General features: G+C 36.5%; 19 protein-coding genes. 16 read left to right on the top strand and 3 right to left on the bottom strand.

Annotation, left to right across the window (positions count from 1 at the left end):
• The first annotated feature begins 111 nt into the window (after window positions 1-111).
• The 11 genes from yycF to ADU73_RS04775 all read left to right on the top strand — a co-directional run bounded on the left by yycF (window position 112) and on the right by ADU73_RS04775 (window position 13,943).
• Window positions 112-813 carry a response regulator YycF gene (yycF, locus tag ADU73_RS04730; protein WP_046872131.1) on the top strand — a complete coding sequence of 234 codons (702 nt, stop codon included), beginning with the start codon at window positions 112-114 and terminating at the stop codon, window positions 811-813.
• Window positions 814-831: 18 nt separating this feature from the next.
• Entirely contained in the window at window positions 832-2,679 is a 1,848-nt protein-coding gene (gene walK / locus ADU73_RS04735) for a cell wall metabolism sensor histidine kinase WalK (RefSeq protein WP_062913223.1), read from the top strand.
• Window positions 2,676-3,998, top strand: a complete 1,323-nt coding sequence (locus ADU73_RS04740; protein ID WP_046872133.1) for a YycH family regulatory protein — start codon at window positions 2,676-2,678, stop codon at window positions 3,996-3,998. Before walK ends, ADU73_RS04740 begins: the two co-directional genes overlap by 4 nt.
• Window positions 3,999-4,012: 14 nt before the next feature.
• A complete protein-coding gene (locus tag ADU73_RS04745; protein WP_052694547.1) occupies window positions 4,013-5,092 on the top strand; it encodes a two-component system regulatory protein YycI in 1,080 nt (359 codons plus the stop codon).
• Window positions 5,093-5,179: 87 nt separating this feature from the next.
• Entirely contained in the window at window positions 5,180-5,983 is an 804-nt protein-coding gene (locus ADU73_RS04750; RefSeq protein ID WP_046872134.1) for an MBL fold metallo-hydrolase, read from the top strand.
• Window positions 5,984-6,094: 111 nt separating this feature from the next.
• A complete protein-coding gene (locus ADU73_RS04755) occupies window positions 6,095-7,351 on the top strand; it encodes a S1C family serine protease (protein ID WP_056986211.1) in 1,257 nt (418 codons plus the stop codon).
• A gap of 671 nt (window positions 7,352-8,022) precedes the next feature.
• Entirely contained in the window at window positions 8,023-8,502 is a 480-nt protein-coding gene (rlmH, locus tag ADU73_RS04760; RefSeq protein WP_046872136.1) for a 23S rRNA (pseudouridine(1915)-N(3))-methyltransferase RlmH, read from the top strand.
• An 86-nt stretch (window positions 8,503-8,588) separates the two neighbouring features.
• Complete coding sequence (locus tag ADU73_RS04765; protein WP_056986209.1) at window positions 8,589-10,706, top strand: AAA family ATPase; 2,118 nt, start codon at window positions 8,589-8,591, stop codon at window positions 10,704-10,706.
• Window positions 10,703-10,861, top strand: a complete 159-nt coding sequence (locus ADU73_RS10715) for a UvrD-helicase domain-containing protein (protein WP_145930484.1) — start codon at window positions 10,703-10,705, stop codon at window positions 10,859-10,861. The genes ADU73_RS04765 and ADU73_RS10715 overlap by 4 nt, the downstream gene beginning before the upstream one ends.
• An 88-nt stretch (window positions 10,862-10,949) precedes the next feature.
• The gene (locus tag ADU73_RS04770) at window positions 10,950-12,122 is read left to right on the top strand and encodes an IS256 family transposase (RefSeq protein WP_010620873.1); all 1,173 of its coding nucleotides are present in this window, start codon (window positions 10,950-10,952) and stop codon (window positions 12,120-12,122) included.
• A 57-nt stretch (window positions 12,123-12,179) separates the two neighbouring features.
• Entirely contained in the window at window positions 12,180-13,943 is a 1,764-nt protein-coding gene (locus ADU73_RS04775) for a UvrD-helicase domain-containing protein (RefSeq protein ID WP_062913224.1), read from the top strand.
• A 150-nt stretch (window positions 13,944-14,093) separates the two neighbouring features.
• Here ADU73_RS04775 and msrA read toward each other — a convergent pair whose 3' ends face one another.
• Together msrA and nagE are read right to left on the bottom strand one after the other, a co-directional pair.
• On the bottom strand, window positions 14,094-14,933 hold the full coding sequence (gene msrA / locus ADU73_RS04780) for a peptide-methionine (S)-S-oxide reductase MsrA (protein WP_046871430.1): 840 nt from the start codon (window positions 14,931-14,933) through the stop codon (window positions 14,094-14,096).
• A gap of 221 nt (window positions 14,934-15,154) precedes the next feature.
• Window positions 15,155-17,143 (bottom strand): N-acetylglucosamine-specific PTS transporter subunit IIBC, encoded by a 1,989-nt coding sequence (nagE, locus tag ADU73_RS04785; RefSeq protein ID WP_046871429.1) that lies wholly within the window; start codon window positions 17,141-17,143, stop codon window positions 15,155-15,157.
• A gap of 398 nt (window positions 17,144-17,541) precedes the next feature.
• On the opposite strand from nagE, the gene ADU73_RS04790 reads away from it, so the two are divergent.
• The 4 genes from ADU73_RS04790 to ADU73_RS04805 all read left to right on the top strand — a co-directional run bounded on the left by ADU73_RS04790 (window position 17,542) and on the right by ADU73_RS04805 (window position 19,697).
• Window positions 17,542-17,868: a hypothetical protein gene (locus ADU73_RS04790; protein WP_145913132.1), complete on the top strand. Its 327-nt coding sequence runs from the start codon at window positions 17,542-17,544 to the stop codon at window positions 17,866-17,868.
• Between the two features lie 385 nt (window positions 17,869-18,253).
• Window positions 18,254-18,526, top strand: a complete 273-nt coding sequence (locus tag ADU73_RS04795) for a DUF2089 family protein (RefSeq protein ID WP_046871427.1) — start codon at window positions 18,254-18,256, stop codon at window positions 18,524-18,526.
• Complete coding sequence (locus ADU73_RS04800; protein ID WP_046871426.1) at window positions 18,526-18,816, top strand: hypothetical protein; 291 nt, start codon at window positions 18,526-18,528, stop codon at window positions 18,814-18,816. Before ADU73_RS04795 ends, ADU73_RS04800 begins: the two co-directional genes overlap by 1 nt.
• A gap of 26 nt (window positions 18,817-18,842) precedes the next feature.
• Window positions 18,843-19,697, top strand: a complete 855-nt coding sequence (locus ADU73_RS04805) for an alpha/beta hydrolase (protein ID WP_062913225.1) — start codon at window positions 18,843-18,845, stop codon at window positions 19,695-19,697.
• A gap of 239 nt (window positions 19,698-19,936) precedes the next feature.
• Here the strand turns inward: ADU73_RS04805 and ADU73_RS04810 are convergent, their stop codons facing one another.
• Entirely contained in the window at window positions 19,937-21,376 is a 1,440-nt protein-coding gene (locus ADU73_RS04810) for an MDR family MFS transporter (protein WP_100212790.1), read from the bottom strand.
• A 123-nt stretch (window positions 21,377-21,499) separates the two neighbouring features.
• Here ADU73_RS04810 and ADU73_RS04815 point away from each other — a divergent pair, with 123 nt between their 5' ends.
• Entirely contained in the window at window positions 21,500-21,949 is a 450-nt protein-coding gene (locus ADU73_RS04815) for a MerR family transcriptional regulator (RefSeq protein ID WP_046871424.1), read from the top strand.
• The last annotated feature ends 98 nt before the right edge of the window (window positions 21,950-22,047 follow it).

The following is a 22,047-nucleotide window of genomic DNA, read 5'->3' on the forward strand; positions in this document are numbered from 1 at the left end:
CCACTGAAATACGTGTGTTATAATAAGAACGCAATGCTTTTAAGCTTTTTTACCAAGCATAGAATATACGATTTAATTTAAAAACCACTCTGCAAGGAGGAACTAAGCTTTATGCAAAAAATTTTAGTTGTCGATGATGAAAAACCGATATCAGATATTGTGAAATTTAATTTAACCAAAGAAGGATACGAAGTTATTACGGCTTATGATGGAGAAGAGGCACTCCAAAAAGTTGAGGACGAAAGCCCAGATCTTATTTTACTAGACCTAATGCTTCCAAAAATTGACGGATTGGAAGTTGCCCGACGTGTGCGTGCTAAGCACAGTATTCCAATCATTATGGTAACTGCAAAAGATTCTGAATTAGATAAGGTAGTTGGTTTGGAACTTGGCGCCGATGATTATGTTACCAAGCCATTTTCAAACCGAGAATTAGTTGCCCGGGTTAAGGCCAATTTACGTCGTCAGGATCAATTAGTAAGCGCAGAACAAGAAAATAACGACATTAAAGTCGGTGATTTAGATATTAATCCTGACGCATACGCTGTGTCACGACATGGTGAGCAGTTAGATCTAACCCATCGTGAATTTGAATTGCTATACTATCTAGCGCAACATATGGGCCAGGTAATGACACGAGAACATTTACTTCAAACTGTTTGGGGATATGACTATTTTGGTGATGTCCGAACGGTTGATGTGACAGTCAGACGATTACGAGAAAAGATTGAAGAGAATCCAAGTAATCCGGTTTATCTTGTTACTCGTCGTGGCGTGGGATACTATTTACGCAATCCAGAAAATGAAAAATAATGGGAGTCATGTTTGCTTATGAACAAGAAAACCCGTTTTTACCAATCGATAAACTTTAAAATAGCCTTGGTATTCGCCTTGTTATTAATGATAACATTGGAAATCGTCGGGGTTATTTTTGTACGTCAATTGGAACAACGAAATTTGAGCCAATTTAAAACGCAGGTCCAGCTTGGAACGTATGTAGATAATACGATTTCAGATCAGTTGGTTAGAAGCAATACAAATTCTGCTAACAAGCAGATTCAACAAATTGTTTCAGACGTTAATAACACTAATATTACTGAAATTCGTGTTATTGATAGTAAGGGAACCGTTCGTGCTTCAAGTGACTTAAATGAACAGTCAGTAGTTGGTCAAAAAACAACGGATCGCGCTATCAAAAATGTTATTTATAACTCGCGATCGTATCAACAGGTTAACTATGATCAAGGAAACCATAATCGGTATTATATTTCGATTATTCCATTGATTAACACCAGTGGAAACACAAATACGGTGGTGGGCGCGCTATACGTCCGTGCTAATTTAGAGAGTGTCTACAAAAATGTCAACAATATCATGTTGATCTTTTTTGTGGCGGCCTCCTTTGCCATTGTCGTGGGGTTGTTACTGGCAATTATCATTTCGCGAGCTATTACCCGACCAATTGAAGAAATGAAGAAACAGACGCTTCGAATTGCGCGTGGAGATTATTCTGGGCACGTTCACGTTTATGGAAAAGATGAATTAGGTCAATTGGCTTCTGCGGTCAATAACTTGTCTGTACGGATTGAAGAGGCGCAAGAATCAACTGAGTCCGAGCAACGACGTTTGGACAGTGTGCTATCTCATATGACCGATGGTGTCATTGCAACTGATCGTCGGGGTCGAATTACCATTGTAAATGATATGGCACTGGATTTCTTAAGTTCAGATGGCGAACATACTGCCGGAAAATCCATTTTGGATGTTTTGGATATTCGAACAACATACACGTTAAGGGAGTTATTAGAAAATCAGGACGATATTGTGCTTGATTTCTCAACGAAGACACAAGATTTGATTTTGCATGCTTCATTTGCATTAATTCAGCGTGAATCAGGCTTCATTAGTGGACTTGTTTGTGTGCTTCATGATGTGACTGAACAACAAAAGATTGATGAAGATCGGAAACAATTTGTTTCAAATGTTTCTCATGAACTACGGACACCATTAACCAGCTTGAAGAGCTATATAGAGGCGCTGACAGATGGTGCTTGGAAAGATCCGAAGGTGGCTCCAAAATTTCTGAAGGTCACCCAGGATGAAACAGACCGAATGACTCGGATGATTAATGATCTGTTAAGTTTGTCACGAATGGATTCTGGAACTGCAAAACTAGATTTAGAGTTAATTAACTTAAATGAATTGTTCAACCATGTTTTGGATCGATTTGATATGATTTTGAAGACCGATGACAATCCAGATAAAACCTATAGCATCAAACGAGAGTTTACCCGCCGTGATTTGTGGGTGGAAGTTGATACCGATAAATTCCAGCAGGTATTAGATAACCTTATGAATAACGCTATTAAGTATTCACCCGATGGCGGGACAATTACGTGCCGTTTACTTGAAACGCATAATCACGTGATATTGAGCGTTTCTGACCAGGGACTTGGAATTCCTAAGAAAGACCTAACCCATGTGTTTGATCGGTTCTATCGTGTCGATAAGGCTCGTTCACGAGCTCAAGGTGGAACTGGTTTAGGTTTGGCGATTTCTAAAGAGATCATTTCTATGCATGGTGGCCGAATCTGGGTTGATAGTAAGGAAGGCAAAGGGTCAGTGTTCTACATTTCACTTCCTTATGAGCCAATAGATGAGGAGGATCAGTGGGAATGAGAGGAATTCGAACAAGTCGACTATTGCTTCACATCGGTCTGGTGTTAGTTGTCCTTATCAGTGTGGGACTATCCTGGGTTATTTGGACGAGTCCAGCCCGTTATGAAAAAACAAAACAACAATCAGATACAAACACTAGTGTTATTCAGAGTGAGCAAGCCAATAAATCGCTTGGTGACATTTTCTTGCCAACCCAAGTCATTTATACGCAGGCTGATTCAACCTCACATTTGATTAATAATACGAAGGTTAACCTGACTGATTCGATGCGCAGTGCCATTAAAGACTGGCGGTTAAGCAAGGTAACCAGAGAATCAACTAATAACCGAAAGGCTTACGAAACGCTGATGAACCGAGAAAATACGGTGATGTTAAAATATCCTGATAGTGTTACTGATGGGATTCTAAACAGTGCGTTTAAGCAAAAAGTCAATTTTAGTGGTAAGTTTTCACGAATTGTTTTTTCAACGGAGAAACGGAATCAAGTTTATTTGTTGAATGATACAAATTACGCAATTTACAAAGTTCAAACAAGAAATCAAAACTTGGCGCATATTAAAGAAATTATCAGTGGTAATGTTCAACAGTTTGGCGTCAAACAAACTTTGGTCAATCATCGCATGATTACGGAATACGAGAATTCTGTAAAGGTTCCAGAGTATAGTTATCTCGTAAACAAACAAACGGCGGCTTACTTTGTATCTACCTTAATAGATAATGATAATGCGTCATCAGTTACCACTAAAGAACAAGGTGGTAAAACCGTTTATAATGATAATAATTCAAGAAGAATGACGGTTAATAATAAAAAAGGCACTGTAGCATATGAAGATCTTTCTGGACGCAAATCCTATCATGAAAACATGAGTACTGCGATGTCCCAGAGTTTTTCGTTATTGAAGAAAATGGAAGTTCCGCTGGATAATATGCGTTATTACAAATATGATGCTGATGATAATGCGGTTGTTTATCGAAGTTATGTGGAAGGATTCCCTATCTTTAATCAAACAGATTATGGAACTGTCGAAATTCGGATTACCGGGCCGCGAACCAAGAAGATTGATTTCTCATTGTACAGTTTACAAGTTCCTGTCCCTACCGGAAAAGATCGAACAACCCTGCCATCGACACAAGAAGTCTTGGATCGCTTGAAAAATAGCGGGTATAGTACAGATGATATTGATAATATTGAGATTGGCTATCAATGGACAGCTAATCCTTCCAGCGATTTGGTCGTTAATTTGACCCCAACGTGGTACGTAAATTATAAAAATCAATGGGTTTCATATCAGCAGTTAATAGAAGATGCACAACAGTAAGGGGATGAGCATACATGGATTTCAAAAGAATTGAGTTAATTTTCTTTGCGGCGTTTGCGGCACTAGATATCTTTTTAGCTGTCTCTTTTTTCCAGAATAACTCTGATGTTCATCCTACCTCGGCAAATACAAATCATAGTGCGACGATTTTGAATGAAATGCGTGATGATTCAATTTCCTTTAAAAAACCTTCCAATAAAAAGGGGCAAGGGTACTACATCTCAACACAAACTTCTGGTACAAAACAATTAAAGGCAAAGATGGAGAAGCTGTCGGGTCAATCAGCTAAAATGGCGGACGGCGAAATTATTAGTACGTTTAATACACCTCTCACCCTTGATGTTAAAAACCCAGATCAAACGCTGAACAAAGTTGTCCAGAATAGTGATGAAATTGTGAATGGAAAATCCTATCAGTACGATAAAGCCACTTCGACAGATAGTCAGATTATTTATACACAGAAAATATCAGGACAGCGAATTTTTTCTAAATCTGGTCAAATCCGATTCAAAGTTAATAGTGCCAACCAAGTCGTGGGATATACGCAGGGGTATTTAACAAATGCGCAGCCACTCCGAGAAAAACAGGATACTATCAGTCAGGAGCGGGCAATCATATGGCTTTACCAGTATAATGAAATGCCAAACGATACTGTTATTGAATGGTCACGCTTGGGGTACACCAGATTGTTAAGTATTCAAAAAGGTTCCGTATATGTGCCAACTTGGTACATCGCCATTCATGGAAAGGGGAGCTCTGCACTTCAATATTACCGAATTAATGCCTTTACAGGCGTGATTATGAAGTACAGTACCCAAGTTTCTTCAACCAGTAATAGTTCATCCACGACGTCGAGTTCGCAAGATGATAGCAGCTTGTTGAATCAAGCCGTTTCGAGTTCTCAACGAGCTGTTGAGTCCAGCACCGAAGAAAGTGTGCGGTCAACGACGAATCGGGGTAGTTATAATAATTCATATAGTAGCAATGAATCTAGTGGAACAAGTTCTAAAACCAGCGCGAACACAACTAGCTCAGGTAACTCAACAAATGCTATCAATTCAACAAGTGTGTCAACTTCATCTGAAGTTCAGTAGATGCTTAATTTAAGTTCAATTTAGCTAAGAGAGTAGTAATAATTATTTGGAAACATGGTTTAGTTTGGATAAGGAGTAATGGAATTCATGAGTGAAGATGACATGAAAATTAGTGTTTTGGCAAGTGGCAGTACCGGGAATGTGACTTACATTGAAACACCGCAGCATAAAATGTTGGTTGATGCTGGGTTAAGTGGTAAAAAGATTGAGGCACTTATGAACAGCATTGGCCGAGATCTTTCTGATGTTGATGCTCTGTTTCTTACGCATGAGCATACAGATCATATTAAGGGCGCTGGCGTTTTGGCTCGGCGTTATAACCTTGATCTATATGCGAATCAAGGAACCTGGAATGCAATCACTCCCAAAATTGGACCAATTCCAGAGGCTCAGAAAAATATTTTCGAAGTCGGTAAGACGAAATCATTTGGCGATCTTGATGTTGAAAGTTTTGCGGTTTCCCATGATGCTGCTGAACCTCAGTTCTACGAGTTTCATCACAATGGCAAGTCGTTTGTTATTTTGACTGATACCGGCTATGTTTCAGAGCGTGTTGAAGGTCAAATTGAAAACGCAGATGCCTATTTGTTCGAAGTCAATCATGATGTCGAAATGTTGCGAATGGGGAGCTACCCATGGCCATTGAAACAACGGATTTTAAGTGATCACGGGCATTTATCTAATGAAGCTGGTGCAAACGCCCTAATGGATGTCATGGGATATAACACTAAAAAGATTTTTCTTGGCCATCTCAGTTTGCATAATAATATGAAGGAACTTGCTCATTTAACGGTTGCTTCGATGATGAAAAATAAAGATTTGGGAGTTGGCCATGATTTTCAATTGTTAGACACGGATCATGCAGTTGCATCCAAATTGACGGTAATTTAATTAAAAATATTAAAATCATTCATATTTTCATCACAATTTATTGATACCATGTAACCAGTTACAATTAATTGAATAAAGGGGGATAGCGCGGTCATTTGATCGCATATGGCTATGAAAAATAAAAACTTATGGACCGTCATTGTTACGGCGTTGATTGCTGGTTTAATTGGCGGTGGTATTGCGTTTGGAGTCGGCAATTACATTAATAATCGGCAAGCAGAATCAGAAACGGCCGTTCCAAGTGGCTCAAATAGTACAGGAACAACAAAGACAAGTAATGTGAATGTCAATGTTAGCAGCCAGTCTGAAAAGGCGTACAGCAGCATAAAAAACGCGGTTGTGACAGTTATTAATTTAAAGAAGGAAAGTTCAAATTCAAATAACAGTCTTTACGGATCAATCTTTGGGAATTCGTCCTCAAGTTCTAACTCGAGTTCAAAATCCAACAATTTGGAAACATATGCAGAAGGTTCTGGAGTTATTTATAAAAAGAGTGGTAACGCTGCTTATGTAGTTACGAATAATCATGTGATTTCTGGTTCTAATGCTGTTGAAATTATCATGAGTAATGGTAAAAAATTATCTGCTAAGGTCGTTGGAAAAGATAGTGTGACCGACTTAGCAGTTTTGAAGATCAATTCCTCAGAAGTTTCGACAGTTGCTAGTTTCGGAAATTCCAACAGTATTAAAGTTGGTGAAACAGCCTTGGCCATTGGGTCACCACTGGGCTCCGACTATGCAACATCATTAACGCAAGGAATTATTTCAGCTAAGAAACGAACAGTTGCAACAACGAATGAATCTGGTCAAGAGACCGGTGAAGCAACGGTTATTCAAACAGATGCTGCCATTAACTCTGGTAACTCTGGCGGTCCGCTGATTAACTTAGCAGGACAAGTTGTGGGGATTAACTCCATGAAGCTTGCAAGCAGTGGTTCTTCGGGTACAAGCGTGGAAGGAATGGGATTTGCGATTCCTTCGAATGAAGTTGTGACAATAATTAATCAATTGATTGAAAAAGGTAAGATTGTTCGACCAGCAATTGGGGCTTCGTTGCTAGATCTAACAGATATTACGGCTAGTCAACAAAAATCAATTCTTAAACTACCTTCTAAGGTAACTGAAGGGGCAGTCATTTATAATACGTATGCTAGTTCACCAGCACGCAATGCTGGTTTGAAGAAGTACGATGTTGTTACAAATCTAGATGGCACTAAGATCACAAGTGTGGCTACTTTGAGAGATAAGCTATATAAGCTCAAAGTTGGCGATTCAGTTAAAATTAGTTGGTACCGTGGTAGTACGCTAAAAACAGGAATCATTAAACTAACAGAAACAACAAGTGAATTAAGTTCACAAGATAAGTAAAAGTAGGTAAGAGAAAGACGTCAAGTTTAGGCTTGGCGTCTTTTTGTGTCTTTACGTTGTTTTTAATTAAAAGCAGATAGTGTAGAATTATACACAGGAAATGCATAAGGATTCCTAAACGCTACTGGTCGCCATAAATTTTAACTAGTTTAGAGAATCCACTTTATTTTTACCGATATTTGTGATTCCGAATGATCTTAAATATTCTAAAGATTTTATTAAGGTGAAACGGGCATTTGTGGAAATAAAAACGAACGTTAACCCCATTAAGAATTATGTATCGTTCAGATCGAAAAATCTCTGTGAAAAACATTTGTGGACAACTGTGGATAACTTTGTGAATAACTCAAATGGCAAATTTTGAAGAAGTCCAGAAGCGGGTAGGAATAGGTTATGAATTGCTTACAAAAGTTATCCACAGGTTGGGGCGAAACCTGTGGACTAAATTTGTTTCACAAAAAAGCGAACACCATAAATGCTTTGATACCGGTGTTTGTAGCCTGTGGATACGAACATGTGTTACTATTGAAAACAGTGGATAACTAAATTTAATGTTGACAAGTTGTGCATAGCCTATGTTGTGTTGATGAATATTTGACCCCTATATATAGGATTTTTGTTCACCAGCCTGTGGATAACTTTGTGAATAACTTGTGTAAAGGAGTGTTTTTATGAACATCAAGTTTATTGTGGTCGGAAAACTCAAGGAGAAGTATTTCAAGCAGGGAATCGCAGAATATGCAAAAAGGCTCAGTAAATTCTGTAAGTTTAGCATTGTGGAAGTTCCCGATGAGAAGGCTCCGGAATCTCTAAGTGACGCAGAGATGGCTGAGGTCAAAGAAAAAGAAGGTCAACGTATTCTGGATAAGATTAAAGAACGTGAGTATGTCTTTAGTTTAGAGATCTTAGGTAAGGAACGTTCGTCTGAGGAGTTTGCGAAGGAGATCGATCAGTTAGCAACGTACGGTCACTCTGATCTCACATTTGTGATTGGTGGGTCGTTAGGATTAAGTCCGGCTGTGATTAAACGGGCGAATGCGCACGTTTCGTTTGGACGGTTTACGTTGCCGCATCAGCTTATGCGGTTAGTATTAGTTGAGCAGGTTTATCGAGCGTTTATGATTAATGCTGGGAGCCCGTATCATAAATGAAGAATGTACAAAAATAATGAGGAACTACATAAATATTGTGACCTTTACATTAATACCCTAATCCATGACGAAAAAGAGGAGATAAAATGTATATACAAAAATTAGAAGTCAATAATTTTAGACAATTAAAAAACATTACTATCAATTTTGAAAAAAATACAAGTATACTTGCTGGTCCGAATAATAGTGGAAAAACGTCTTTAATTCAGTTGATGAAAAGAACTTTATCGGACAAAAAATTCAATTTTAATGTAGCAGATTTCAACGCATATGATCAGCAACAATGGTTAAAGCAATTCGATAGTATAATAGATGTATTGAAAAAAACAAATGCGGATAAACTTGGAGAGAAATTAAGTACTCTACAGGATGAAATGATGGAAGAGGATAGTAAATTATTGATTCCTGAAACCATTACTAAATGGCAAATCAATTACAGTGATAAGGATGATATTTCTAAATTTGTTAATTATCTCATGGATTTAAAGGAAAATGAAAACTCTTTTTATTTCATTTGTAAAATCACTTTAAATATTAGTAGTTTTTTAGAGGCAATAGTAATTAATTTGTCGAAATTCAATGATAATGAAATATTTAAATCTAAATTATTATTGAAAATTTATTGTGAACACATTGCGCCACATTTCTTTTTCACTGATAAAAAATATAAAATTCAAAATGAAATAGTCGATCAAAATGATTTTCATCAACTTTTTAACTTTGGAAATATTCCGGCCGCACGGATAGTGGAGGATTTCAATAATACACAACATACTTTAAGCAAGGATTTAATATCACTTACTAGTGGAAATGAAGAATGGAGTTCTGGAATTAATGCACTATCCACTGATGTTCTTCAAACAATACAAAATGGTAAATTGAACAAGGTAATAGAGGATAATTCAGTTAATATTTTAAATGATGTATTAAAAAAAATATCAGGATCTAATGGTGGACATACTGGAGAAATATCATTAAATGTTGATGTGTCAGAAGATGATGTTCAAAAGCTTATTGATGGAACAACTCGTGCACAGTATTCTTATATTGGTTCAGATAATTCATCTTATAAATTAAATGAGACTTCTCAGGGCCTGGGTTATAATAATTTAATTTATTTACATACTCAAATTGAAACGTTTATTCAAAGACGGGATGAACAGAAAGTAAACTTTCTTGTGATTGAAGAACCGGAGTCGCATATGCACCCGCAAATGCAGAATGTATTTACTCAAGAATTACTAAAAATATATGATAATAAAAATTTGCAAGGGTTGATTACTACGCATTCAACAGAACTTGTAAGAGGAATAGAGGTAAATAGACTTCGAGTTATAAGAATGGAAACACTGTTCAATAGTAAGGTTTATGATTTATCTAAATTTATCAATAAATTGTCTGAGGCTAATAAAGAAAATGTATCTAATGAACAGAAAAATGTTATTGAAAATTTTAAAACTTTTTTTAAAGTAATAGGTTTTGCGGATATATTATTTGCCGATGCGGCTATCTTGTTTGAAGGTGATACTGAACGCTTATATCTTAGTCAAGTGATAAATGAGGATGGTGCTTATGAAGCGTTAAAGCACAAATATATTGCGTATGTACAAGTTGGAGGTGCCTATGCGCACACGTATATTAAATTACTTAAGTATCTGAGAGTGAAGTCTTTAATTTTAACAGATATAGATTATGACAAAAAAACGGACAGTATTGAGAAGCTGATGGATACGACGATAACTAATGGTGCAATTTTAGATTTGTTTCGAGCTCAAGGGCGTAAAACTGATAATGAAAAGGTGAGAGATATATATAAATGGTTATCGAAATGTAAGAATGTGATTGAAACAACTGATAAGAGACGCTTAGATGGAAATGTAGTAAGCGAAGGTTTGATATATCTTGGATGCCAAACAAAAGAAGATAAATATACTAGAACACTAGAAGCTGCGATGCTGGCCAAAAAGTTTAATTTAAATCCATTTGAAAGAAGAACTGTATCCAAATGGGAAAAAAGTCGTAAAGAATCAAAATTGCAATTTTCTATACCTAAGGATCAAGAAAGCACCCCATCCTTAATTGAAATTTTAAATTCAACATCAAATGGAAAAACGAACTTCATGTTCTCGGTTATTCTTAATAATCAAGTTAAGAATATGCTACCTAATTATATTCAGAAGGGATTAAATTGGTTAGTAGGATGAGTAATCAAAAAAAATATAAAAATGTAAAAATTATTGATGCTCCGGCCGGTAGCGGAAAAACATTCAGTATTAGAAGCCAAATTAATCAGTATTTGATAAAAAACAATAAATCACAAGTACTGTGTATTACTTTTACAAATCGAGCGAGTGTTTAAATAATTATGTGTAAATGATTCATTGAAAAAGGGAAGCCTCTCCCTTATGATAGTTAGCGTCTAAACAAACATCACAGGAGGCTTCCCCATGAATCAGTTTACCAAAGAAATCGTCACAGCACTAGCGCAGCGTCAGGATCTAGATATTATTTTCAAAGATCAACTAGAAACGGCCGTTAATGAGCTATTACAAAATGAACTTTCTGCATTTTTAGGTTATGAGCCCTATGATAGGAATGGCTTCAATTCAGGAAATTCTCGTAATGGCCACTACACGAGAACCTTTAATACAAAATATGGCGAATTGAATCTTACGATTCCCCGTGATCGAAACGGAGAATTTGTTAACCACACATTACCAGCCTATCAACGACGAACAGACCAGTTAGAACAAACCATCATTCAGCTTTATCAAAAGGGAATTACCACTCATGAGATCGCCGATCTGATGGAAAAAATGTATGGTTCCTATTACACGCCACAGACAGTTTCCAATCTAACTAAGGTAGTTAACGAACAAGTTGAAGCTTTCAAGAATCGAACGTTATCAGAACGGTACGCTGTCGTTTATTTAGATGCCACATATCTTCCCTTGCGACGTGACACAGTTGCCAAAGAAGCAGTTCATATTGCGATTGGCATTCAACCTAATGGTCATAAGGAAGTGCTGTCTTACAAGATAGCTCCGACAGAATCTAGTTCTGTGTGGTCTGAAGTATTAGCTGATTTGAAGGATCGTGGCGTACAACAAACCTTACTTTTTGTGGCCGATGGATTGGTTGGCCTCGAAACTGCCGTTGGTAAATATTATCCAAACGCCGTTATTCAGCAATGCCTAGTTCATGTAAGTCGTAATATTTCGCATCATGTACGGGTTCATGACCGTAAAGCTGTGTTAAATGATTTTAAGTTAATTCATCAAGCAACCAATAAACGAATGGCTGAGCACAGCTTAGCCAACTTTGTTGACCATTGGCGCAAAAGATATCCCAAAGTTACGCAAGCTTTATTAAAGAACCAGAAATTACTGGTATTTTTTAATTTTCCACCGGCTATCCGGTCTAGTATTTATAGTACCAATCTTATCGAATCATTTAACAAAAAATTTAAGCGACAAACAAAGAAACGTGAACAATTTCCCAACGAAGAATCTTTGGAAAGAACCTTAATGACTGTAATTCTTGATTACAATGACAAATTTGGGCGACGAACACATAAAGGGTTCAACCTAGTTCAAGACACTTTAGAATCAATGTTTTAGTTCAAAAGTGAGAGGCTTTTTCATTTACACATAAAATTTGACACTCTCAATCGAGCAATGAAAGAATTAAAAAAGAATATTATAAGCAACCGTGTGTACATTAGTACTATACATTCTTTTATAAATGATTTTATTAGTCCTTTGTTTAAAAATGAATCAATTATTAATTACTATTTAAAAGAGTATGGTGAAAAAATCAGGAAAAACATTTCAAACACGAAAAGGAAGGGAAATGATGAGTATAGGAAAAAATATGGTCAATTAGATCTAGACACAATTAAAAATAATCTTTTAAAAAAAGGATTATTTTATGGTAAATCACAATATTCATCCTTTTACTATGGTCAATTAGGACATGATGATTTACTGGATTTCACAGTCAAAGTGACAAGGCGTTATCCAAAGCTATTTACTAAAATAAATAGACGATTTGATTTAATTATAATTGATGAGTATCAAGATACAGCTGAATCTATACTGAGCTTATTTCTTGATGCAGTTAATGATAAAACGAATGTAAGCTTGTATCTGTTCGGCGATTCTATGCAGCAAATATATCAAAAATATTCAGAAGAAATGAAAGGGACTTTACGTCAAATAGAAAACAAAACTAGAAAAACTATAAATTTTCGATCTAATCAAATGATTATTGACTTGTTGAACAATATTTATAATAATTCACAAAGGATTCAGAGTTCACCAGACAACATGAAAATTGAAAAAAGTGATTTTCAACCAACAGTTTATTTAGTGACTGGTGATGAACGGGAAAGCTGTATTAATGGTATCGTTAGTGAATACCCAGGTACCTTAGTTCTGTATGTTTTTAATCGAGAGAGGTTTGACCGTATTGGAGCGCTCGATTTGTTTGATTCATTTCAAAGTATGGATAAGTATGGATTCGTTAAAAATATTCATGCGGTAGATGTTTTATTGAATAAAAATGAAGATGATAATCCTGATATTTTGATGAGGTGTTTGTTAGTTTTATATAAATCCAAATTGAAATGGGAAAAGCATGAGTATGGAAGCTTTTTTAAGTTAATTAATCATAACGGTCGAAAATTCGGAGCCTCAGTTACTGTTAAGTCAAAAAAGGATAAGCAAAAAACGTTTAAGTTATGGAAGACCATATTTGATTGCTTTTTAAATGATGAAATAACTATCGGAGAATTTTTAGACAAATTGAGGGAAAATGCATTACTAGACGATATTTTTATACGTGATGTTTTAGATAGTGAGGAGTATCAAAAAACATTAGATGTGCAATTAAAGGAACTAATTAACTTAGAACAAAATACAGAAAATGTGTCTACTCAACATGGAGTTAAGGGAGAAAGTCATGATTCAATTATTTTTTCTGCTGAGGATAGTCGCCATCAACCATTTATTAATATGTTTGATTTTTTTGAATTGTGGTCAAAAAGACCTATGTCTTTAAGAGATTTTGAGATCTTCGTTACTAAATATCAAAGTTTTCTTACAAAAGTGGATAAAGATAAAGTAAAAACAGATTCAAAATATGGACGTGAAATGGCATTTGAAGTTTGTAATGAATTTCATGATGATTTCTTCTTTAAAAATGTGTATAAAGATTATTATAAAAATTACATTAAAAAGCAAACACAGATAAATTTAAAAAAAGTGTTTTCTAGCACAAAGATAGAAAGAATATTATTAGCATATAAATTGTTTTATGTTGGATGTTCTAGAGCTCGTAGAAATCTGTCAGTAGTTTTGGATAAAAGTTTTGTAGAAGGTTTTAAGGATTCGTTGATAATTAGATTCAAAAAGATTGGGTTTACAGTGATTGATTGTTAGCAGCTGTTACAGACTTATCGCACATTTGGATGCGCAAAAAAAGCATATTATCAACGTTGTTGCCTTATTAGATCAACGTCGAGGGATAGATATTCTACTCAATTGTTTCAGTATTTTTAGCGTTAAGAACGGTGAATTACAGTAAATAGATTAGTTTTTCTTTCTAAATTTCCCCAATCCTACACGTATTTTTCCCTGCAAATGTTGCATTGCCAAATACTGTTGTCGAGCATGTTCCATTCTTTTATATCTGATGGGATTCTTTTTATAAAACTCTTGATGGAAGTTTTCTGCGGGCCAGAATTTAGTTGCAGACAAGATTTCAGTTACAATTGGTCGTTTATATTTTCCACATGCAATTAATGCTTGTTTTGAGGCTTCTGCAATTTTGCGTTGGTGCGTATTTTGGATAAAAATAATTGGCCGGTATTCATTGCCACGGTCATTGATCTGTCCCATGTTGTCAGTAGGATCTGTAATTTGCCAGTAAAGATGCACTAAATCAGCATACCGAATAACACGGGTGTCAAAGACAATTTCAACGGCTTCCACATGGCCTGTTTGTTGCCCAGCCACTTCATCGTAAGTTGGTCTGGCTACGTGGCCACCTGTATAGCCAGATAACACAGAAATGATCCCAGGGCGGGTTTCAAAGGGTTCCACCATGCACCAAAAGCAGCCACCGGCAAATATTGCGCGTTCATAGTATGGACTGGCCAAATTTTGATGTTTTGCCACGTTAAATGGGGCAGCTTGGTCCGGAGCATTTGTTATTTTTGCATAAAAATCTGCCACATCGGGGGTCAAGTTATCACGCCATGCTAAAGGACGCAGGGCAACTTCAAGTTGTGCAAGCTTTGTATTGAAGTCTGCTCCTTTTTCAACCGCGTTTTTCATTGTAAGCAGCTGGGTTCGCTCCCAGTCTCTAGTTGCTGGGTTTAAAATCAGGTTATAAACCTTGCTAAGAGTTTCCTGTTTGTCGAGTTTCATTTTGCTTTCCCCCTCTCGACTTTTCAAGAGCATTATGCAGGAATCAGATGAGAATTGCACGTGTTATGAATTGTGTTTCAGTTTCTGAAAGTAACTAACTCCATAAAAAAACGTTAACTGGATGGTTATCCGATTAGCGTCCTTTTTTTCAATAAGTATGTATACAAAAAGGTCGTTCCGAGGAACGATCTTTTTTGCATTTGGTTTTATTAATTTAACTTTTACTTCAATGTGACTTTAACAACTTCTTCATCATTACCAACTTGACGAGCAAGACCATCGAACTTCATGTAGCCTACAGCAGGCATATTTGTAATAATGACGATCATGGTTGTGCCCTTGTCAGCCTGTTTAATTGCTTGCAGGTCAGCAGTAGCTAAAACATCACCATGACGAACTTTTTGACCTTCAGAAACGTTTACTATAAATGGTTTTCCTTTAAGTTCAACGGTGTCTAAGCCCATATGAACAAGCACTTCCAAACCATTATCGGTTTTAATTCCAATGGCGTGTTTAGTAGGGAAGACAGTTGCAATCTCACCATCAACAGGTGAAACAACTTTGCCATCTGAAGGTTCAACAGCATAGCCATCACCTAACATTTTTTGTGAGAAAGTTGGATCGTTGACGTCTTCAATTGCGAGCAATTGACCGGCAGTTGGTGTATAGAACGTGTCAACTGCACCAGAATTAACGTTTTCACTCACCTTAGTTTCCTGAGTTGGGGTAGCAGCATTGCTAGTAATCTTACCTATTGGAGCGCCTTGTTTATAAAGATTTGTCAATGCATCAGCAACAAATTGAACTTCAGTTCCAATTACAATTTGAAGATTAGTTTTGTCTAAAACGTTCATACCAATGGCACCAGCACCTTTAATGGCACCTTTATTAATTGTATCAGTATCTTTTAACTGCAAACGCAAACGAGTTGTACAGTTATCAATGGAAGTGATGTTATCTTTACCACCAATGGCTGTATAAATCTTTTTAGCTTGGATACTATATTTATCGTCGCTATCATCAGTATCGATTGCAACATCAACACTGTCAGCTGCATCGGCTTCAACAGGTTCACGACCAGGAGTCATCAAATTAAATTTCTGGATGGCAAAATTAAAGCCAAAGTAATAAATAACAGCCATGACAAGCCCTTGAACCAACAACATGTAAGGCATGTTGGCAATTGGCATTCGTGAACTTAAAACGAAGTCAACTAATCCGGCACTAAACGTAAATCCGGCAGTCCAATGCATAAATGCGGCAAAACCTAAAGATAAGCCTGTAAATACTGCATGAAGAACGTATAAAGGCCATGCAACGAACATGAAAGAGAATTCCAATGGTTCAGTAACGCCAGTGAAGAACGAAGCAAACGCACCAGCCATCATTAAGGAAGCTGTTTCCTTTTTCCGTTCAGGACGGGCATTACGATAAATTGCGTATGCACCAGCAGGTAACCCAAACATCATAACTGGGAAGAAACCACCCATGTACATACCGGTAACTCCCTTGACACCTTCGTTAGCCCAGAATTTACCAATATCATTGATTCCTGCAACGTTGAACCAGAATACTGAGTTCAAAGCTTGATGCAAACCAGTTGGAATCAGCAAGCGGTTGAAGAATCCATATAGACCAGCACCAACAGCACCTAAACTAACGAAGAATTTACCAAAAGCAACAAGTGCTTCATATACTGGTGGCCAAACAAAGAATAATAGCACTGTAACAAATAACATCACTAAAGCGGACATAATTGGAACTAATCGTTTACCGCTAAAGAATGATAAGGCCATCGGTAATTTGGTTTCGTGGAACCGATTATACAGAGCAGCGGCAATTAGACCTGCAATAATACCAATAAAAACATTACCACTGAGTGCACCAAAGGATGGATCGACTTGAGATTCCTTGATCCCCTTTAACAAGGCAACTGATGATGGTGATAAAACAGAAACAGGAACAAAATAAGCAACCACACCAGCTAAAGCGGCGGCACCATCTTTGTCTTTTGACATTCCAAGTGCAAGACCGACCGCAAATAAAAGCGCCAGCTGACCAAGAATGGCATTACCGCCAGCTTGCAAGAATTGTGCCACGGCCCATTTTGCAGGTAACCAATGACCAATACCAACTAATAACGCTGCAGCGGGTAAAACTGCGACGGGTAATTGTAAAGAACGACCCATGCGTTGAAGATATGACTTCATATCCATACTCCTCCTTAAAAAAAAAAAATAATTTATAAAACCATAACACATGGTTCATAATAATCTATTAACAAGCGCTTACACAACCCAAACAGCGTCTAATTAACCAATATTGCGTTCGGTCTATACCGATTGAAAGGAGACATTGTCCGATTCATGAGAAGTAAAACTTTATTGGTATGAAATTTAAAAAAAATGGTTATTAGCCTTTTAACTTGTGAAATATGTTTAATTTTAGAATTGAGATATGGTGCTTAGATTGAAAATTAGACTTGTTTTTGAGACATTTCAATTGGTTTGCGGAGTTCATTGCAGAGCTTCAATCCAGATTGCGATATAATGGAAGGTAACGAAGACATTTTTGAAAGCAAGGAGAATATATGGTATCTATTACTATTATGCTTATTATTTTTATCGCTCTGGCGGTAGTTTGGTTTGAAATCCAGAAACGGACTAATGTAATTAAGAAACAGCTCACACTTGAACAAATAACCAAAGTGATGACCAAGGATAAGAGCATCATCAAAACAATTAAACAGGCCCGTGTTTTGCAGGGAATCTCATTTATTGCCATTTTACTTATTCTATGGACGATTATGGAAAACTATTCAAGTAGTTATTACTTAGTTTTGCTAGATGTACTGCAATTGACAACTACTGCGCGACAGTATTACTTATATCTAGCTTGGCAACGGTGTGCATTCCTGATTAATGGCAAATCATAGATGAATCTGCATGGCTTAGTTATTTATTATAAAGATCAGTACAGTTAGTGCTTTGGTTAGTGCATTTTTGTTTTCAAAGCATTTGTCTGTGACGTTATCAAGACATGTTGCCCTGCAGGATATATTTTGAAAGATTTGTTGTTTTAAGGCATTTTTGGTCACGCTAAATTTTGATATTGTTCTGATTTTTATCTATTCAATTAATTTAGTTTAATTTTATTTATAATGAATAAATCGATTTTTTTAAAGATTGTGTTTGAAACAAGATCAAGGCTAAATCTTGATCTTGTTTTTTCATGATATTGAGTTATAAATTAAATTTATTTTGCTTATTAGTATTAACAATGTTAAACTTTTATAAATAAAGTTAAAGGAGATAACTTTCATGGATTGGTTTATTTCTTTGGAACCTGAGGACCAAGAGTTTGTAAAACAGTTAGTGTTAGCATCAGGATCATTAAAGCAACTCGCTAAGATTTATCAAGTTAGTTATCCGACGGTTCGGGTGCGGCTAGATCGTGTAATTCAGAAAATTAAGCTAATTGAACAAAATAAAGGAAATTCTTTTGAGAGTAAAGTGATGCAGATGGTCATTGACGAGAAGTTGTCGTTGGAATCCGCAAAAGAAATTATTACTAATTTTAAGGAGGAAAAGTAATGAGTGATTTAAGAGGACTTTTATTTGGTTTAATTGTTGTAGTGGCAATTTACTTGCTGGATCGATATTTACCCAGATGGGTTGGTGCGATTCCTGGTGTAATCTTTCTCGGATTTATGATCTGGTTAATAGTCACTAAAGGTAGTGCTAATCTGGTTACTATGTTGGTGGTATTAGTTGTCGGTGAAGCCGTTCTTAACGGTATTTGGCTTGAGACGATTGAAGATCGAAAAAAGAAGTTGAAACAAGAGTTAAGTAAAATGAAGGCCAAAGATATTACATATAAGTAGTGGCTGAAAGCTGGGGGAGTAACAATATGCTAACTAAAATAAGTAAAAAGGCAATAATTATTTGCTTAGTAATTGTGGTTGTTGTGGCTGCCTTACTGGGTATTTACGTGCATAATCACCAGCCCAAAATAGCTAGTAAGTATCAACAAACGAACATCCCCACATTGTTTCTACATGGCTATGGCAGCAGTTATCACGCCGAAAAGCACATGGTAAAGGCCGTTCAAAACGCGCATGCAACGAATGGTGTGATTCGCGCAGAAGTGTCCAAAACTGGCAAGGTGACCTTAGTAGGTCATTTACGCAAAAATATCGTCAATCCAATCGTCATGATCAATTATCAAAATAATCATGAACGAAGCTATCGGACTGACGGCAAGTGGTTACGGAATGTTTTACAAAAAATTCAGCAGACTTATCATTTCAAGAAATTTAATACTGTTTCGCATTCGGTTGGTAATGAGGCCGTCATGTACTACATGGCCGATTTCGCACCTCAAAATAAAGGGTTACCGCAACTAAATAAAGAAGTTAATATTGCGGGTCATTTCGCCGGAATTCGCGGATACGACGCGATTAAAGGTAACACACTTAATGCTCAGGGGAAACCGCGCCACATGATACCAACATATCAGGCTTTATTAAAACTACGAAAGACCTATCCACAAAACGGAGCCGTTTTAAACATTTATGGAAATATTGGTGATCGTAGCGATGGAACGGTCCAAAACTATTCATCTAAGTCACTGCGCTATTTGGTTCAGGATCGTGCTAAATCGTATCAGGAACTTGAGATGAAAGGAAAATTGGCCCAACATAGCAAACTACATGCGAATCCTAAAGTAGATCACGCCATTTTAAAATTTTTATGGGAAAAATAAATTAATTGACAAAAAACCGGATAATAAGAGAGTTTACCGAAATTAGATAACGATCTAATCTTCGGGACTTCTTTATTATTCGGTTTTGTGATTTGTATTATTTCAAACTAGCTGAAGCGGCTTATACTATTGTGTACTTTACAACTGATTTAAAAAATCATAATGGTGAATTCTAAAGTTCAGATGTTCCATTTCTTTGATAGAATAAAAATCTTTAAAGTTTACTTTTAATTTTTTTATTACGCTTCCTTGTTCGGCCGTTTAACTAAAAAGGCAATCAAAAAACCGATTACACTCATAATTGTGGTGGCTAAAAATGCAGCTTTATAGCCATCGAGATTAGCTAGCATTGTTAAGTGGTGCAATAATTGCGGTTGAGCAAGGTAGTGAGCCGGATTAGGCATGTGATTTTTAGTTACATTGGCCATGATAGACACAACCAGCGCAGTTCCAATTGAAGAGAAGATTTGTTTAACTGTGTTATTAACGGCCGTTCCATGTGCAATCAATGAACGATTAAGAGCGTTCATACCAACGGTGGTAATCGGCATTAATACCATTGATACACCTAACATACGAATTGAGTAAACTAGAATAATCCACCAAAGTGAAGTGTTCAACGTCAAGAAGCATAGTGGAATCGTCCCAAGGGTTAAGAAAAATAAACCAGCAATAGATAGCTCACGGCCACCAAAACGATCAACAATTTTTCCGGTGATTGGGTTCATTATAGCAATTACGATTGCTCCAGGGAAAAGCGTTAAGCCGGAAATTAAGGCAGATTGACCTTTGGCAATCTGCAAGTACATTGGTAAAACAAGTTCTGCACCAGTCATAGCGGTGTTAGCAATTGCACCTAATAAACTGGCAACAGTAAATTGACCATATTTAAAGACACGTAATTCCAAGAATGGTTCCTTAAGGTGTAATTGACGGTAAGCGAATATTGCAATTACGAGAACTCCAATGATTAGAGAGGTAATTACAGTAGTGGATGACCAACCGTCTTGGCCAACCATTGAAAATCCGTAAAGTAATGAACCAAAACCAATACTAGACATAATTAGAGATAGAAAATCCAGATGAGTTTTGTGATTTTCAATAACAGGTCTCATAAAGAAGAAACTGGCAATAACAATAAGCAGTGCAATCGGAATCATAATACCAAAAATATCGTGCCAAGTTCCATTATCAATAACCCAACCAGATAGTGTAGGTCCAACTGCCGGTCCGACGCCAACTGCGATTCCAACTAATCCCATTGCGGAACCACGTTGTGCAGGTGGAAAGATTGAAAACATAATTGTCTGCAATAAAGGCATTGCAACGCCAACACCAACCGCTTGAATTAAACGCCCAGCTAGTAGAATTGCAAAAGTTGGGGCAGCCCAACACATAATGGTGCCAATTGTGAAAACGGTCATGGCACTAATCCATAGCCATTTGGTGTTAAAACGTGTGGATAGCCAAGCTGATAAGGGAATCATAATTCCGTTAACTAATAGAAATCCAGTCGTTAACCATTGAACTGTTGATGCGTTGATACTAAATGATTTCATTAAATTAGGGAATGCAGTGGCCAAAACTGTTTGATTTAATACGTTTAAAAATGTTCCAACTAATAAAATGATAACCATCATGGTTCGATTATATTTTTTTCCGTTAATATCTGTGTTCATAATTGATTCCTCCTTAAATATGATGCTATTATCATAGTCTGAGAGGAAAAAGTCAATAGTTAAGTGGACTTTTTTTGATTTTGTGTTAAAATTAAATCAAATAAAACGCTCGGAGGTGTAGTCATGGCAAGTGTTGACAGCTTTTCAAACTGGATGGATTTGATTCAAGAAATTTCAAAATCAGACGGGATTACAATTGGAACTTCTGATTTAGTGAAGGCTACCGGTGTACCGGCCAGTCAATTACGTTATTGGGTGGAACAAGGGTATATTAAGCCGGTAGAAGTACCCAATGAACGAAGTCGTAAGTATAGTTATCGGGTTGTTTTTCGGGTTCGTGCTATTAAATACTTTCTTGATAATGGGTTTACGTTAGCATCTGCAATGGAGCGGGTTAATCAATTTAGAAATTTGGATGTTCAGTTACAAAATATTATTGCTGATCATATGGAAGATTTAAAGATAGCTGATAATGGTGATATTGAAATTTCTCTAGGATCAATTAACAACGGATCCGCTGAATTGAGGTTATCGATTCATGATGGGCAGTCTAAGTTTTGGACAGAAGTTTAAATTTTTAATTGAGGTCAAAATGATGAAGTCATTGGACCTAAGTTAATAGATAAAAAGGATTTAAACGTTTTTTCTGAATAGTGTTAAGTAACAAATGG

Origin of the sequence: Pediococcus damnosus (genome assembly GCF_001611155.1) — a bacterium.
Lineage (GTDB): Bacteria > Bacillota > Bacilli > Lactobacillales > Lactobacillaceae > Pediococcus > Pediococcus damnosus.